Here is a 14,878-nt window from a genome sequence, read left to right on the forward strand (position 1 = left end):
ATCGGCTGGACCGCCATCGTCCCGGATGTGGACGAGATGACGAGACCCGCACGCTGGCGCGACGAGCACCCCGGCGCACGCTGGACCCTCGTCGGCATCCTGGTCGGCGCCGCCGTGCTGTTCTCGTGGAACCTCGCCCGCGGCGGTGACTTCACCTTCTACCAGGCGGCCGCCCGGTCGATGTCCGAGTCCTGGGCCGCGTTGGCCTCCGGGGCGTTCGACCCGGGCGCGACGGTCACGCTCGACAAGCTCAGCGGCTTCGCGGTCCCGCAGGCGCTGAGCCTGCGGCTGCTCGGGGACTCGACCGCGGCCCTCGCGTTCCCCCAGGTGGTCGAGGGGCTCGTCACCATCTGGGCGTGCTCCCTCGTCGGACTGCGCTGGGCGGGTCCGGGCACCGGCCTGGTCGCCGCGGCCGCCGCGGCGACGACGCCCGTCTTCGTGTCGATGTTCGCGCACCCGATGGAGGACGCGATGGTCACGGCGGCGCTGGCGGTCGCGCTCTGCTGCTGGCAGCGGTCGGTGCTGACCGGGACGTGGTGGCCGCTCGTCGCCGCGGGCCTGGCCGTCGGCGTCGGGTTCCAGGCGAAGATGCTGCAGGCCTGGTTGGTACTCCCCGCGCTGCTGCTCGGCACGTGGCTCGGCACGGCGCACGGCCGACGGCTGGTGCGGACGTCGGTCCTGGCGGCCGTCGCGGTCGTGTCGTCACTGTCGTGGACGGTCGCGTTGGCCCTCGTGCCCGCGGGGCAGCGGCCGTGGATCGACGGCTCGACGGACAACGACCCGTTCGCCATGGTGTTCGGGTACAACGGCTCGGGCCGGTTCCTGCCCGGGCTCTTCCCCGGCGCGGTGCCCGCCGAACACGGCACGTCCCCGTGGATCCACCGGATCGCCGGGGCGGGCGACGGGACCGGTCTGACGAAGCTCGTCGACCCGCAGTACGCGACGCAGGTCGAGTGGCTGCTGCCCGCCGCGGTCCTCGGTGCGGTGCTCGCGCTGCTGTCCCTCCGCGCACGGACCGGGCCGGACGGAGCACGACAGGACGACCGCGCTCGTCAGGCCACCCGGGCCACCCGGGCCACGGCGGTCACCCTGCTCGTCTGGACCGGCACCGCCGCCGCGGTCCTGTCGGCCGTCCACATCCCGCACACCGCGTACGTCGCAGCGCTCGGGGTGCAGCTGTGCCTGCTGGCCGCCTCGGGGTGGCGCGGCGCGGTGGTGCTGCTCCGCGCCTCCCGGCCGGTGCCCCGGTACACGCTCGCCGTCCTGCTGCTGGTCGAGACGGTCTGGTGGCGGTGGCTGGACCGCACGGGCGGGACGCCCGAGGTCCTGGCGCGGCCCGCGGTCCTGGTGGGGCTGGCGGCCGCCGCCGTCGCGCTGGTCCTCGCCGCGGTCCCCCGGGGCCACTGGTCCACACGACGTGCCGGTGCCGACGACCGGTCCGGCCGACGGCGCCTGCGGGGCCTGGTCGCCGTCGCGACCGCCGCCGCGCTCCTCGCCGGACCGGCCGCGTTCTCGCTGCAGGCCCTGGACGCCAAGCGCGACGGGTCCGGCGAGGACGCCTCCGTCGGGACCGTCGACAGCCTGGCGGCACGCGGCGCGCACGGGGACCGCGAGGTCTTCCACGTGTCGTCGCCCGCGTTCACCGGCGGGACGACGTCGACGGCGTCCGACATCCGGGTGCTCGTCCGGACCGCGCTCGGGCTCGGCGGCGGACGCGACGGGCGGCCGCTGTTCCTGTCCGACTCGTGGCGGGTCTCCGCCCCGGTGATCGCCAGCACCGGTCGGGCCGTGCTCACCGACGGCGGCTACTCCGGACGCGTCCCGGTCTTCACGGTCGGTCAGGTGCGCGCCCAGGTCCGTTCCGGGGTCCGGCTGCTCGTGGAGCGCGCGAGTGCCTCCTCGCACGACCCGGTCCGCCAGTACGTGGCGCACGACCCCTGCCGATCGGTGCGGCGATTCGTACCCGGCGTGCGGCCCGGGTCGTCCGACCAGTCGCGCCTCCGCTCCGGCCGTCACACCGGGCCGGCCGACCGGGAGGCCCGCCACCCGTCCGGCGCCTCGGCCCACGACCGGCCGACGGGCTGGACCCTCTGGCAGTGCCGCTGACGGGACCGGCGCGGGTCAGGCGCCCCGGGCCTCCAGGACCTGGCGGAGCGTCATCGGCGGCCGACCGGTGACGCGCTCGACGTCGCCGGACACCTTCGCGAGTGACCCGTCCGCGATCGCCGTGTAGGTGCTGACCCAGGCGTCGGCCTGCCACGGCTCGGGCTGCCAGCGCTGCCGGGAGGCGTAGGCCTCCTCCAGGGACTCGCGGTGGTACGACACGGGGCGGCCACGGACCTCGCTGACGACCGCGGCCGCCTGCGTGAGCGTGATCGCCGCGGGCCCGGTCAGGTCGTAGGTGCGGTCGAGGTGTCGCGTCGGCTCGCGGAGGACCGCCGTCGCCACCCGTGCCACGTCGGCCCGGGCGACCGCGGCCATCGCGCCGTCGTCCGCCGGACCGCGGATCACGCCGTCCTCGCCGACCAGGTCCTCGACGAAGTCCAGGTAGAACGAGTCGCGCAGGAACGTGTGCGCCATCGAGGTGTCGCGGATCGCCTGCTCGGTCCAGAAGTGGTCGCGTCCGAGCGTGAAGGTGGCGTCGGCGGCCGCACCCTGGAACGACGTGTAGACGACGTGCCGGACGCCGGCGTCGGCCGCGGCCCGGATGACGGTGCGGTGCTGGTCGAGCCGGTCACGGGCCTCCGCTCCGGACACCAGGAACAGCACGTCGACGTCCGCGAAGGCGGCGCGGGCTGCGTCGGCGTCGGCGTAGGTGGCGACCGCGACCTCCGTGCCGGGCAGTTCGGGGGCACGGGCGGCGTCGCGGACGACCATGCGGAACGGCGTGCCGTCCGCGGCGAGCGCGCGGGCGACGGCGCCGCCGATCTTGCCGGTCGCTCCGGTGATGGCGATGGTCACGTCGTGCTCCTGTCGGTCGGGTGGTGCGGGATGGTGCGGTGGCCGGGTGTCAGGTCCGGACCAGGACGGAGGCCCGGTGCAGGTCCGCCGTGACGCGTGCGGCGTTGACGCCGTCCACCTCCACGGCCCAGGCCCGGGCGGACTCGTGGTCGCGGCCGTGGCGCATGTGCCGGCCGACCAGGCGGTCGATGCGGACGTCGTCGTCGACCACGCACGCCCAGGTCTCGGTGAACAGCCCGGGCAACTCATGCCACGGGGCGGACTGGTCGAGCAGGTAGTTGCCCTCGGACACGACGAGCACGGTCTCCGACGGCACGGCGATGCTGCCGGCGACGGGTTCGTCGACGCGGCGGTCGAAGTCCGGCGCCCAGATCGTCTCGGCACCCGCCGTGTCCGGACCTCCGACCAGCCGGCGGACGAGCGCCACGTACCCGGCCGCGTCGAAGGTGTCGATCGCGCCCTTGCGGTCGTGCCGGCCCAGGGCGTCGAGTGCGGCGTTCGCCAGGTGGAAGCCGTCCATCGGGACCTGCACGGCCACGCCCGGGCCGAGCTGCTCGGCGACCGCGGTGACGACCCGGCGGGCGAGGGTCGACTTGCCCGCGCCGGGAGCACCCGCGATGCCGAGCACGCTCCGACCGCCGACTGCGGCGAGCGCCACCGCGCGTGCAACGGCCTGGTCGGCGGACAGGGGCTCCGGCGTGCTCACGCCCCCATCCTGCTGCATGACCGGGCGGCGACGCCGGTCAGCCGCCGTACTTCGCCGACACGACGATGTTCGATCCGGACTCGGTGCATGCGGTCCTGATCGTCCGCACCCGGAGCTCCCAGTCCGCCGTCGTGTCGTCGATCGTCGGCCCGGGGTGCTGCTCGAGGTACCGCTGGGCCCAGTCCACGGCCGGCGACACCTTCGCGTCAGAAGTGACGAGTTGCTCGAACCCGAACCGCACCGACGCCGCCAGCGCATCGAACTGCGCCTGGGTGAGCTCTCCGCGGGACAGGCCGACGTGCGCGTTGTGCGCGACGGTCTCCAACGCGCTGATCTGACCGCACGTCGCGGCAGCGCTGTCGTCCTGGTCCATGTCGACGGGCTCCGGGGTCGCCTGCTCCGGGTCCGCGGCCGCAGCAGCGGAGGGGGTGCGCGACGGGCTCGGCGCCGTGCCCGTTCCGTCGCCGGCGGAGCACCCGGCGAGTGCGGTCGTCGCGAGCACCGCGACGACGACGACGGACGTGCGGACGGTTCGGAGGTTCCCCATGCGGACGATCCTGGCGGACCGGCCGCGGCCGTCGACGGCTCGATGCGGTATCGAGACCGGTACGAGACCGAGTCGTGACCGACCGCGACGAGCCGGGAGGCGCGTGGCACGTCGTCCGCGTCACTCCCCCGCGGTGAGGGTGGTCAACGCCGCCATCAGCGCCGCCCGTCCCGGTTCGTCGAGCGGGGCGAACAGCTCCTCGAGCACTCGGGCGGCCACCCGGTGTCCGTCGTCGAGCGCTTCGCGCCCGGTCGGGGTGAGGGTGTGCACGAGCCGACGCCCGCGTCCCGCCGTCCGTTCGATGAGCCCGCGCTCGACGAGTCGGGACGCCAGCGTGCCGAACGCCTGGTCGCTCTGGAACGTGGCGACGGCCAGGTCGTGCCCGGACGCGCCCGGCATCCGGTCGACGGCTCGCAGCGCGTCCCACTGCACCAGGGTCACCCCGACGTCCTGCAGGGCGAGGTCCATCGTGCGGTGGTTCCGGTACTGCGCGCGCTTGACCGCCTGGCCGAGCCGTTCGAGGTCCGTCGTCATGGTGCTACGGTATCAACACATTTAGATCAATATGTTGATTCAGGAGTTCCACCCATGCCGAACACCCTCCCCGACGACCTGCCCGTCCTCCGCGCCGGCGACCCCGCCGCACCGATCGCCCTCGTGCTGCACGGCGGTGGTGGGCCCCGGACGGTCGCGCCGATCGTCCAGCACCTCGCCGCATCCCGACACGTCCACGCTCCCACGCACCCGGGCTGGGACGGCACCGAGCGACCGGAGTCGATCGCGTCGATCGCCGACCTGGCGTCGGCGTACCTGACCCGGCTCCGCGACCACGGCGAGCGCGACGTGCTGGTGGTCGGGTCCTCGATCGGCGGGTGGATCGCCCTCGAGATGGCGGTGCAGGCCGCGGCGGACGAGCGGTCCGCCGGGGTCCTCGGCGGGGTGGTCGTCATCGACACCGTCGGGGTCGTCGTCCCGGGGGAACCGATCGCGGACTTCTTCGCGCTCGACGCCCGCGGCCTCGCGGAGGTCGCCTGGCACGACCCCGAGCGCGGCTACCAGGACCCGGCGCTCGTGACCGAGGAACAGCGCACGGTCCTGCAGGCGAACGGGCAGACGATGGCGGTACTCGCCGGCCGGGCGATGAGCGACCCGACCCTGCTCGGGCGCCTGTCGGCGGTGGCCGTCCCGACGCTCGTCGTCTGGGGCGCCAGCGACCGCGTCATCACCCCCGGCTACGGTCGTGCGGTCGCCGCCGCCGTCCCCGGTGCGGTGTTCGCCGAGGTCGCCGCGGCCGGGCACCTGCCCCACCTCGAGGCGCCCGAGCGCACCTGGGCCGTGCTCGACCCGTTCGTCACGCAGCACTGACACGGCGGCCGGGAGGCACAGCTCACTCCGCCGTGACGCCCGCCCACCGCAGTGCCAGCGCCACGAGCAACCCGTGGCGGTGCGACCCAAGTTCGGCGATCGGCACCCATGCCGCCTGGTCCGTCGTCCCCTCGGCCTCGTGGCGCAGCGAAACCCCGACGACCCGGGCCCGGTGCACCACCTGCACGGCCTTCATCGGTCGGCCGTTCTGCGTCTTCCGACGCTCGGGCGGGACGACGTGGGAGCGCACCCCGAGCAGCTCTTCGACGACCACGTCGTACCCGGTCTCCTCGAGCACCTCGCGGACGGCGCCCTCCTCGACGGTCTCGTCCAGGTCGACACCACCGCCGGGCAGTGTCCAGAGTCCGGCGTCCGGCCAGCTCAACCGCGCGAGCAGCACCCGGTCCCCGTCGGTGACGACGGCGTAGGACGCCAGCCGGGTGTCGTAGTCCGTGTACTCCATGACCCGACCATCCCAGGGACCGGACCGATGCCGGAGCGCCGCGCCGGGCCTCCCGTCCCGGCGGCCCGCCCGCCCGGTCCTCCGGGCCGCGAGCCGCGAGCCGCGGGTGCTAGGTTCACGACACGCAGTGCCATCGATCCGGAGGTCGACATGGAAACCCATCGCATGGCGGGCACGACCGTCCTCGTCTCCGGCGGCTCGTCCGGCGTGGGGCTCGCCGTCGCGAAGGGGCTCGCGCGCCTCGGTGCCTGGACGGTGCTGCTGTCGCGGGACGCCGACCGTGCTCGCACCGCGGTCCGTGCCGTCCAGGACGCGACGCCCGGCGCCGACGTCGCGGTCGAGTCGCGTGTCGCCGACCTGACCTCCCCGGCCTCGGTCGCCCGCCTGGTCGACGACCTCGGTCAGACGGTCGACCGGCTCGACGTGCTCGTGAACGCCACCGGGTCCGTCGGTGAACACGGTGACCTGCGGCCCGGCATCCCCCGCAGCTTCGCGACGAACGCCCTGACGCACCACCTGCTGACGCGCGCCGCGTTGCCGCTCCTCCGTCAGGCAGTGGAGGCCCGCGTCCTCACGGTCGGCGTGGCACCGGCACTCGTCCGCCGGCTCGGGGACTTCGCCGTCGACGGTGTGGACGCGAACACCTCCGGGGTCCGGGTCCTGACGCAGGCGGTCGCCTGGAAGCTGCTCCTGTCGCGGCACCTCGCCGAGACCGAACCGAGCATCAGCGCCGCCGTCTTCCACCCCGGGCTGATCCGGTCCGACCTGCTCGGTCGACAGGCGCTGCCCCTGCGGCTCGTCGGCAGCGTCGCGAACCGGTTCGCCCGCGCCACCTGCCCGGTCGCCGAGCACCTGGCGTCCCGGACCGCCGACCTGGGTCCGGCAGGGGGCATGGTCGACGACCGCGGGCGGACGGTGCCGCTGCCCGCGTCGATCAGCACCGCGAACGCCGCGCGTTCGTGGGCGGCGGGCGAGCGGCTGGTCGACCAGCTGGGGTGACCGCGGTGACGGACGGGAGGCGCGGTGCCGGTGACCTGGTCCGCTCACCCGCAACGCGCCTCCCGTCCGGTGCGCTGCGCGAGCAGCGTCGGCACCGACGGTCAGCGTCCCGTGCGGGGACCCCGCGTCGACCTGACCGCGACCGTCCGGACTCACGCCGGCGGCACGCCCCGGTTCGCCGCCGACAGGTTGTACACGGTGCCGGACCGCAGTGCCGCATCCGAGGCATCCGCCCTGAACGGGTTGAGGTACTCGACGTCGTCCACGGTCAGGGCGAAGCGTTGCCGGATGGCCGGGAACGTGTCGCCCGGTGTGACCGTGTAGGTCGACAGCGCACCGTTCGTCGAGGTCGTCGTCCCGGTGGCGCCGGCGCGGGTGCCGTGGTCGACCACGACGAGGTCCGCGCGGGTGTCCGGCACGTCCCACGTCAGTGGTGCGGCCGCCAGGACCGGGGTGACGCACCCGTCCGGGCCGGCGGTGCCGGTCGCTGCGTCGACGTGGACGACGGCGCTGCGGAGGTAGGACGGGTCGACCTCGAAGGGACCGCCCTCGATGCTGATCGGGAGCGACCACGTGTGGGGCTCGGCGTCGACGCCGTTCATGACGAACCGCCACGAGTCGCTCGGGCAGGTGGCCGTCGTGGCGTACGGCGTCAGGTCGAGGTCGAGCTGACCGGTCGCGGTGGAGCGGAAGTCGTCGATGGTCGCGGTCACCACACCGTCGGCGGCGGTGAGGACGATCGTCCCCGACGTGCTGCCGTCCGGCGAGGCCAACGTCCCCGTCGCGATGACCCCCGAGAGTGCCGGGGACTTCTCGGCCGCGTCCGCGGTCGGCGTCGGCGTCGTCTGCGTCCGCGTCGGGACCTGCGTCGGGACCTGCGTCGCGGACGGTGACGCCGTCGGCTGTCCGGCACCCGGCGAGGCCGTGGAGACCCCGCACCCGGTCGCCAGGAACACGATCGCGGCGGAAGCGATGCCGACGGCGGCGGTTCGAGTACCCCTCATGGTCGGATACTCGCAGATCGGCTGCCGGTCGGGGCAGTGGTGCGGGCGGTCGTGACCAACCTGGAACCAGGTCGATGCGTCCGAGGACGACCGGTCGGACCGCCGGTCAGCTCGTGGAGCCCTCGTCCCACTCGATCGTCAGGGTGCTGTTCATGACGCCGGGGTCGGACGCCTCGATCGGCCCGCCACCCGAGTCGCCGTCGGCCACCACGACCGCGCTCGCCTGGCCGCCGTACGGCGGGTGCGGGACCTCGTCCCAGGTCACGCTCACCCGCTCGCCCGGCACCAGGTACCCGACGTCGCGCCCGACGATCGCACCGAAGTGCACCCAGACGTCACGCACCGGTGCCGGGAGGCCCGGATCACCGCCGACGACCGGGTCCAGGTCGACGACTCCCCAGCCGTCGTCCGCGTTCCAGCTGCGCACCGTCCCGGGCGTCGTCGTCGTCATCGGTCCGTCATGCGCTCGGCCAGACCGGGCCCTCGATCGGCGGGACCGGCAACGACACCGCTCCGTCGTACGCCCGGTGGAGCAGCATGTGGTCCATCAGCACGAGCGCCAGCATCGCCTCGACGACCGGCGTGGCACGGATCCCGACGCACGGGTCGTGCCGGCCCTTGGTCTCCACGACGGTCGGTGTTCCGTCACGGTCGATCGACCGACGAGGCGTGCGGATCGAGCTCGTCGGCTTGATCGCGATCGAGACCCGCAGCTCCTGACCGGTCGAGATCCCGCCCAGGACCCCACCCGCGTTGTTGCTCGCGAAGCCGTCCGGGGTCAGTTCGTCGCCGTGCTCGCTGCCGCGCTGGCTGACGCTGTCGAAGCCGGCACCGATCTCGACACCCTTGACCGCGTTGATGCTCATCATCGCGCTGGCGATGTCCGCGTCGAGCTTGCCGAAGAGCGGCTCGCCGAGGCCTGCCGGGACGTTCCGCGCGACGACGTCGATCCGCGCACCGCACGAGTCACCGGCGGCACGGAGCTCGTCCATGCGCTGCTCCAGCCGCGGCACGACCGCGGCGTCGGCGGCGAAGAACGGGTTCAGCGGGATCTGCGACTCGTCGACGAACGGCACCGCGATGTCGTCGAGCTGGCTCATCCACCCGACGATCTGCAGGTCGCACTCGCTGCGGAGCCACTGGCGGGCGATCGCACCGGCCGCGACCATCGGCGCCGTCAGTCGGGCGGACGAGCGCCCGCCGCCGCGAGGGTCGCGCAGGCCGTACTTGCGCCAGTACGTGTAGTCCGCGTGGCCCGGCCGGAAGGTGTCGAGCAGGTCCGCGTAGTCCTTGCTGCGCTGGTCCTCGTTCCGGATCACCAGCGCGATCGGCGTGCCCGTCGTCCGACCCTCGTAGACGCCGGACAGGATCTCGACCCGGTCGGGCTCCCGCCGCTGGGTGACGTGCCGGGAGGTCCCGGGACGCCGCCGGTCCAGGTCGTGCTGGATGTCCGCTTCGGTCAGGGGGATGCCCGGAGGGCATCCGTCGACCACGCAGCCGACCGCAGGACCGTGTGACTCGCCGAAGTTGGTGACGCGGAACAGTTCTCCGAACGTGCTGCCGGACATGGGTCCTCCAGATCAGTGGTCAGGTGCACGGGCGCGCGGTGGCCAGGCGACCCTCGACCGTAGCGCGACGAGCCTGATCATGGGGCATCGCCGGGTCGTGGAGCGCTCGGACGACGGCGCGTCCACGCGCGTGTCAGACGAGTGCGACCGCGCCCCACCCGGCGCGCATCCGGGCGACGGCTCGATCCCACCCCGACAGCAGGTCGCCGTCGTCGCGCATCATCGACTGCATCTGCAGCCCTTCGTACAGGGCGACCAGCTGCTCCGCCGCGTGCCGGGGTGAGGTGCCGTGCGGCTCGCGACCGGCGACGACGTCCCGCACCAGGGCGAGGGTGATGTCCTCGAACGACCGGACGTACTGACTCCGGAACCAGCCGGCCGCGGGGTGGGTCGGCGCCGAGGCAGCACTGAGCGTCGCGATCCGGATGCGGACGAGCCCCGGGTCCGCGAGCCCGGACTCCAGCCGGGCGCGCAGGTACGCGGCAGCGCCCTGCTCTTCGGCGATCGGCCAGAGTGCCTGACGGTCGCCGTTGTTCCAGCGGTTCATGACGGCGACGACGAGCAGTTCCCACACCGGGTAGGCGTCGGTGACGTCCTGCGGGGTGAGGTCGGCGAGCGCGGCGACCTCGGCGGGTCCGACGGCGTGGAAGTCGGACCGGCGGAAGGCCTCGATCGCCGCCCGGACGACACGGGGACGGAGGTCGACGTCGGGCGCGGGCATGAGGACGATCATCCGGCCCGGGCCCCGGTGGCGCGACCGCCAGTTCGAGGGGTGGGGCCGAGCCCGTCGCCGGGCCGCGAGTGCTCGGCTCCGGTCGAACGTCAGCCCCGGTCGAACGTCAGCGTCTCGTCGTCGGCCGCGGTGATGCGTCCGGTACGCGCGAACTCCGCCCAGATCGCCCGGTGTCCCGGCCCGCGGCGTTCCACCGCCGCCCAGTCCTGCTCCGGCACGAACCGGCTGCCGGCCCACGCCGCCCGGTCGCCGAGCAGCAGTGGCACGTCGCTCATGTGCACCGCCCCCGTCGGCCGGACGGTCACCCCGCGGTGCAGCCGGTAGACGACGGCCCGACCGCCGGCGGCGCGGTGTCGGGCGGCGAAGGCCCGGGCGTCACGGCCGTAGATGACCTCGCTGAGCGGGCGGACGAGCCACCAGCGGAGCAGCGCCCGCCCGACCCGGGTGCGCGCGACGGCCGGGAGGCCCGGGATCATCGGCACGTAGAGGGCGGCCTCGTCGGTGGCGGACCCGATGAGCACCTCCACGTGCGGGGCCGCGCGGCGCCACGCGTCCGCCAGGTCCCGTTCCGCGGGCAGCGGCGCGTGTCCGTACTGCGTGCCGAACGGCATCCCACCGCGCAGTCCGTACGGCAGCGCCACCTTCTCGGCGGCCGCCTGCAGTTCGAGCACGTCGTCCAGCGCGGTGCCCGGTGTGACGGTGCCGACCGCGCGGAGCATCGCTCGGTTCATCCGCGCCCGCCGGCGTGAGAGCCCGAGCGGCGCGCTCTGCACGATGGCCCGCTGGAACAGCCCGGCCGTGCCCTCGGCGACCATGAGGTGCGCGATCGCGTCACCGCCGGCCGACTGCCCGAACAGGGTGATGCGCTCCGGATCGCCGCCGAGCCCCGCGATGTTGGCGTGCACCCAGCGCACCGCCTCGACCAGGTCGAGCAGCCCGAGGTTCGCCGGCACCCGCTCCCCGTCGCCGAGGAACCCGAGCACGCCGAGCCGGTACGTGACCGCGACGACGACGACCCGCTGCTCCTCGGCGAGCGCCCGCGGGTCGTGGATCGGGATGTCCCCGCCGCCGACGACGTACGACCCGCCGTGGATCCACACCATCACGGGCAGCAGCTCGTCCTCGCCGAGGTCCGCGGGCACCGTCACCGACAGGGCCTGGCAGTCCTCGGACACCTGGGCCTCGATCGGGTGGATGAGCTCCTCGAGCACCGGCGTCGCCGGCTGCGGCGGCACCGGCGCGGGGGTGTCGGCGACGAAGTCCGCCGTGAACGGCGGCACCGGCTGCGGTCGCCCGAACCGCTCGGCGCGGGCGTACGGGATCCCGAGTGCGCGGACCACACCGCCGTCGCGGTGGCCGACGATCCGGCCGACGGGCGTGCGGAAGGTGCGGGTCGTCGCGGCGGTCACCAGGCAACCGTACGACGGTCCTGGAGGCACGGATCACGTCACACAGGGATGAAAACTACACAGCGGGTGGTTTCTGCGGTAGCGTCGGATCGTCTCGCCGTGGAGCAGTGTCTCCGTCGGCCGCACACCACGTCAGGATCGAAGGAGCCTCTGCAATGCCCACCACCTCTGTGCAGCTGTACTCACTGCGCGATGCGATCGCCGAAGACCTCGACCAGGCCATCGCCCGGGTCCGCGAGATCGGCTACGAGAACGTCGAGCCCTACGCGTTCGTCGAGCGCGCCACCGACCTCGAGCGTGCGTTCGCGTCCACCGGCCTGAAGGCCCCCTCCGGGCACGTCGCCGTGATCGACGCCGACGACACCGCCCCGATCTGGGACGCAGCGGAGCGCCTCGGCATCCACACCGTCATCGACCCGTTCATCCCGACCGACCGCTGGCAGACCGCCGACGACGTCGCGAAGATCGCCGAGCGCGTCAACGTCCTCACCGCCGAGGCCGCGTCCCGTGGCCTGCAGTTCGGGTACCACAACCACCAGTGGGAGTTCACGAACAAGGTCGACGGCCGCACCGTCTACGACCTGTTCGTCGAGCAGCTCGCGCCGGAGACCGTCCTCGAGGTCGACACGTTCTGGGCGACCGTCGGTGGCGCGGACGCCGCTGCCGTGCTCCGTGGCCTCGGCGACCGCGTCGTCGCCATCCACGTCAAGGACGGCAAGGTCGACGGTGACATCCGCACCGCACTGCCCTCGTCCGAGAGCGCCCTCATCGTGCCCGAGGCCCTGCAGCGCGCCTTCGAGAACCAGACCCCGGCCGGCCAGGGCGACGTCGACGTTGCGGGCATCCTCGCCGCGGCGCCGCAGGCCATCCGCGTCGTCGAGTTCGACGCGTACAAGGGCGACGTCTTCGAGGGCATCACCGAGTCCCTCACCTGGCTGAAGGACAACGACAAGTGAGCCGCACCGGCATCGGCATCATCGGCGCGGGGAACATCTCCACGCAGTACCTCGAGAACCTGACCCAGTTCGCCGACGTCGAGGTCCGCTTCGTCGCCGACGTGCTGCTCTACCGGGCCGCCGCGCAGGCCGAGAAGTACGGCGTCGCCGGTTCCGGCAGCGTCGACGAGCTCCTGGCCCGTGACGACGTGCAGATCGTCATCAACCTGACGATCCCGGCCGTGCACGCCGAGGTCGACCAGCAGATCATCGACGCCGGCAAGCACGTGTGGAGCGAGAAGCCGATCGCCACCGACCACGACTCGGCAGCGGCCGTGCTCGCGTCGGCGCAGGCGAAGGGCCTCCGCGTCGCGACCGCTCCGGACACCGTGCTCGGCGCGGGCATCCAGACCGCACTGCGGGCCATCGCGCGCGGGGACATCGGCGAGCCGCTCACCGCGACGACCCTGTTCCACGTGCCCGGACCCGAGGCGTGGCACCCGAACCCGGACTTCCTGTTCGCCACCGGTGCCGGTCCCCTGTTCGACATGGGCCCGTACTACGTGACCACGCTCGTGCACGCGTTCGGCACCGCTTCGCGCGTGCAGGCCGTTTCATCGAAGTCGCTCGACCGCCGCACGATCGCGTCTGGTGACCGTGCCGGCGAGACCTTCCCCGTCGAGGTCCCGACCCACCACGCCGCGCTCATCGAGTTCGCCGGCGGGCAGTCCGCCCAGTCGACGTTCTCGTTCCAGCACGCGCTGCCGCGGATGGGCTTCGTCGAGATCAACGGCACCCTCGGCACGATCTCGCTGCCGGACCCGAACACGTTCGAGGGTGAGTCGACCCTCTGGCGCTACGGGCACGACGAGCCCGAGACCCTGCCCGCCGTCGGTTCGACCTGGGGCCGTGGCACCGGAGTCGTGGAGCTCGCCCGCGCGATCGCCGAGGACCGACCGGAACGCGCCTCCGGTGCCGTGGCCCTGCACGTCCTGGACGTGCTGCTCGGCATCCGCGACGCCGCCGAGTCGGGCTCGGCAGTCGAGATCACCTCGTCCGTCGACGCGATCCCGCCGCTGCCGGAGGACTTCGACCCGGCCGCCGCGGTCCTGACCGCCGGAGAGTAGCCGCAGCCCCACCACCGGAACGGCCGGCCCTCCTCCAGGGTCGGCCGTTCCGCGTTCCCCGGCGACCGGGCAGGATGACCGCATGGGCAACGCGTTCTCGACCGGCTGGCGCATCGCCCGCACACGGCGGTCGGAGTTCCTCGACCCGGCCCGGCTCCGACGCCGGACCGTCGTGACCGGCACGGTCGCCGTCGTCTCGGGCACTGTCATGGTCGTCGCCGATCTGCTCTGGGGCATCTTCGACGGGCCGTGGCCCCTACGCCTCCTGGCGATCGTCTGCTTGGCGGCCGCACTCGGGTGCCTGGTCGGAGTGTTCCTCCGGGTCCACCGTCGGGATCTCGACCTCCGAGGCACCGCCGCCGGGACCGGGACCGGCGACTGGCGCCGCGATGAGCGCATCGCACGGCAGTTCGCCGCCCGTGCTCCGGCGATGCTCCCGGAGGACCGCGACGAGATCCTGGCCCGGGCCGAGCGCACCGTCGGACCGTCCGTCGCCCTCGCGGCCCGGTTCGTCCTGCTGCCGATCACCTGGGCGCTGGTCTGGGCGGGAGCGCTGCTGTCCGGCCTCGGCTCGCTCGACTCCCCGTTCGTGTTGTTCTGGCCCCCGATGCTCATGCTGCTGCAGTCGGCCACCTTCATCACGGCGGTGACGAACATCGGGCGGTCCGACGCCGCACGCCGCCGTGCCCTTGCGCTCGAGCCGGCCCCGGTCGTCGAGGCACCGCCGCGTCGGAACAACGACCCCCGCGGCTCGAAGATCGGTCTCCCCGGCGACTGACCCCGGTTGCGGCAGGCAAGAAGTGGGAGTCAGATCCGACGTGGGCAGGTGTTCGCGTGGGGCATGCCTTCGATCACCTTCGTCCTCATCGCTGGCCACTTGCTGGCGTGCGTCCTGGCGTACATGCACACCGCTCCGATCAATGCTGCGCACCGGGCCACCGACGAGAGTGGCCGCGGGTTTTCTCCCGGGCGCGCGACCGGGCGCGACGAACGTCTTCCCGACCACAGCCTTGCGATCTCCGACGCATGTGATCTCCGGCGTCACAATCGATCACGTCAAT

Annotated in this window: 16 protein-coding genes; 6 read left to right on the forward strand and 10 right to left on the reverse strand. The window is 73.4% G+C overall.

Annotated elements, in window-relative coordinates; translation table 11 throughout:
* Positions 1-36: 36 nt before the first annotated feature.
* Positions 37-2,106: an ArnT family glycosyltransferase gene (locus JOD51_RS16440; RefSeq protein ID WP_204610478.1), complete on the forward strand. Its 2,070-nt coding sequence runs from the start codon at positions 37-39 to the stop codon at positions 2,104-2,106.
* 15 nt (positions 2,107-2,121) lie between these two features.
* Here JOD51_RS16440 and JOD51_RS16445 read toward each other — a convergent pair whose 3' ends face one another.
* From JOD51_RS16445 to JOD51_RS16460, 4 genes are all read right to left on the reverse strand, one after another.
* On the reverse strand, positions 2,122-2,961 hold the full coding sequence (locus JOD51_RS16445) for an NmrA family NAD(P)-binding protein (protein WP_204610486.1): 840 nt from the start codon (positions 2,959-2,961) through the stop codon (positions 2,122-2,124).
* 49 nt (positions 2,962-3,010) lie between these two features.
* Positions 3,011-3,667: a nucleoside/nucleotide kinase family protein gene (locus JOD51_RS16450; RefSeq protein WP_259558329.1), complete on the reverse strand. Its 657-nt coding sequence runs from the start codon at positions 3,665-3,667 to the stop codon at positions 3,011-3,013.
* Positions 3,668-3,704: 37 nt separating this feature from the next.
* Positions 3,705-4,214, reverse strand: a complete 510-nt coding sequence (locus JOD51_RS16455) for a hypothetical protein (protein WP_204610490.1) — start codon at positions 4,212-4,214, stop codon at positions 3,705-3,707.
* 120 nt (positions 4,215-4,334) lie between these two features.
* Positions 4,335-4,748: a MarR family winged helix-turn-helix transcriptional regulator gene (locus JOD51_RS16460; protein WP_204610492.1), complete on the reverse strand. Its 414-nt coding sequence runs from the start codon at positions 4,746-4,748 to the stop codon at positions 4,335-4,337.
* A 54-nt stretch (positions 4,749-4,802) separates the two neighbouring features.
* Here JOD51_RS16460 and JOD51_RS16465 point away from each other — a divergent pair, with 54 nt between their 5' ends.
* On the forward strand, positions 4,803-5,579 hold the full coding sequence (locus tag JOD51_RS16465; RefSeq protein ID WP_204610494.1) for an alpha/beta fold hydrolase: 777 nt from the start codon (positions 4,803-4,805) through the stop codon (positions 5,577-5,579).
* Between the two features lie 22 nt (positions 5,580-5,601).
* Here JOD51_RS16465 and JOD51_RS16470 read toward each other — a convergent pair whose 3' ends face one another.
* The gene (locus tag JOD51_RS16470) at positions 5,602-6,042 is read right to left on the reverse strand and encodes an NUDIX hydrolase (RefSeq protein ID WP_204610496.1); all 441 of its coding nucleotides are present in this window, start codon (positions 6,040-6,042) and stop codon (positions 5,602-5,604) included.
* 150 nt (positions 6,043-6,192) lie between these two features.
* Between JOD51_RS16470 and JOD51_RS16475 the strand changes: the two genes are divergently transcribed.
* The gene (locus JOD51_RS16475; protein WP_204610504.1) at positions 6,193-7,041 is read left to right on the forward strand and encodes an SDR family NAD(P)-dependent oxidoreductase; all 849 of its coding nucleotides are present in this window, start codon (positions 6,193-6,195) and stop codon (positions 7,039-7,041) included.
* A 152-nt stretch (positions 7,042-7,193) separates the two neighbouring features.
* Here JOD51_RS16475 and JOD51_RS16480 read toward each other — a convergent pair whose 3' ends face one another.
* The 5 genes from JOD51_RS16480 to JOD51_RS16500 form a co-directional block, all read right to left on the reverse strand.
* Positions 7,194-8,045, reverse strand: a complete 852-nt coding sequence (locus JOD51_RS16480; protein WP_204610506.1) for a LysM peptidoglycan-binding domain-containing protein — start codon at positions 8,043-8,045, stop codon at positions 7,194-7,196.
* A gap of 106 nt (positions 8,046-8,151) precedes the next feature.
* Positions 8,152-8,496, reverse strand: a complete 345-nt coding sequence (locus tag JOD51_RS16485) for a cold-shock protein (RefSeq protein WP_204610508.1) — start codon at positions 8,494-8,496, stop codon at positions 8,152-8,154.
* Positions 8,497-8,503: 7 nt separating this feature from the next.
* Positions 8,504-9,613, reverse strand: a complete 1,110-nt coding sequence (aroC, locus tag JOD51_RS16490) for a chorismate synthase (RefSeq protein ID WP_204610515.1) — start codon at positions 9,611-9,613, stop codon at positions 8,504-8,506.
* A gap of 133 nt (positions 9,614-9,746) precedes the next feature.
* Entirely contained in the window at positions 9,747-10,334 is a 588-nt protein-coding gene (locus JOD51_RS16495; protein WP_204610517.1) for a TetR/AcrR family transcriptional regulator, read from the reverse strand.
* 101 nt (positions 10,335-10,435) lie between these two features.
* On the reverse strand, positions 10,436-11,755 hold the full coding sequence (locus JOD51_RS16500; RefSeq protein ID WP_259558321.1) for a carboxylesterase family protein: 1,320 nt from the start codon (positions 11,753-11,755) through the stop codon (positions 10,436-10,438).
* Positions 11,756-11,910: 155 nt separating this feature from the next.
* Between JOD51_RS16500 and JOD51_RS16505 the strand changes: the two genes are divergently transcribed.
* The 3 genes from JOD51_RS16505 (at position 11,911) to JOD51_RS16515 (ending at position 14,595) form a co-directional block, all read left to right on the forward strand.
* A complete protein-coding gene (locus JOD51_RS16505; RefSeq protein WP_204610519.1) occupies positions 11,911-12,711 on the forward strand; it encodes a sugar phosphate isomerase/epimerase family protein in 801 nt (266 codons plus the stop codon).
* Complete coding sequence (locus tag JOD51_RS16510; protein WP_204610521.1) at positions 12,708-13,817, forward strand: Gfo/Idh/MocA family protein; 1,110 nt, start codon at positions 12,708-12,710, stop codon at positions 13,815-13,817. Before JOD51_RS16505 ends, JOD51_RS16510 begins: the two co-directional genes overlap by 4 nt.
* 82 nt (positions 13,818-13,899) lie before the next feature.
* Positions 13,900-14,595: a hypothetical protein gene (locus tag JOD51_RS16515; RefSeq protein ID WP_204610523.1), complete on the forward strand. Its 696-nt coding sequence runs from the start codon at positions 13,900-13,902 to the stop codon at positions 14,593-14,595.
* Positions 14,596-14,878: the final 283 nt, after the last annotated feature.

It is taken from the genome of Curtobacterium herbarum (assembly GCF_016907335.1).
GTDB classification, from domain to species: Bacteria; Actinomycetota; Actinomycetes; order Actinomycetales; family Microbacteriaceae; genus Curtobacterium; species Curtobacterium herbarum.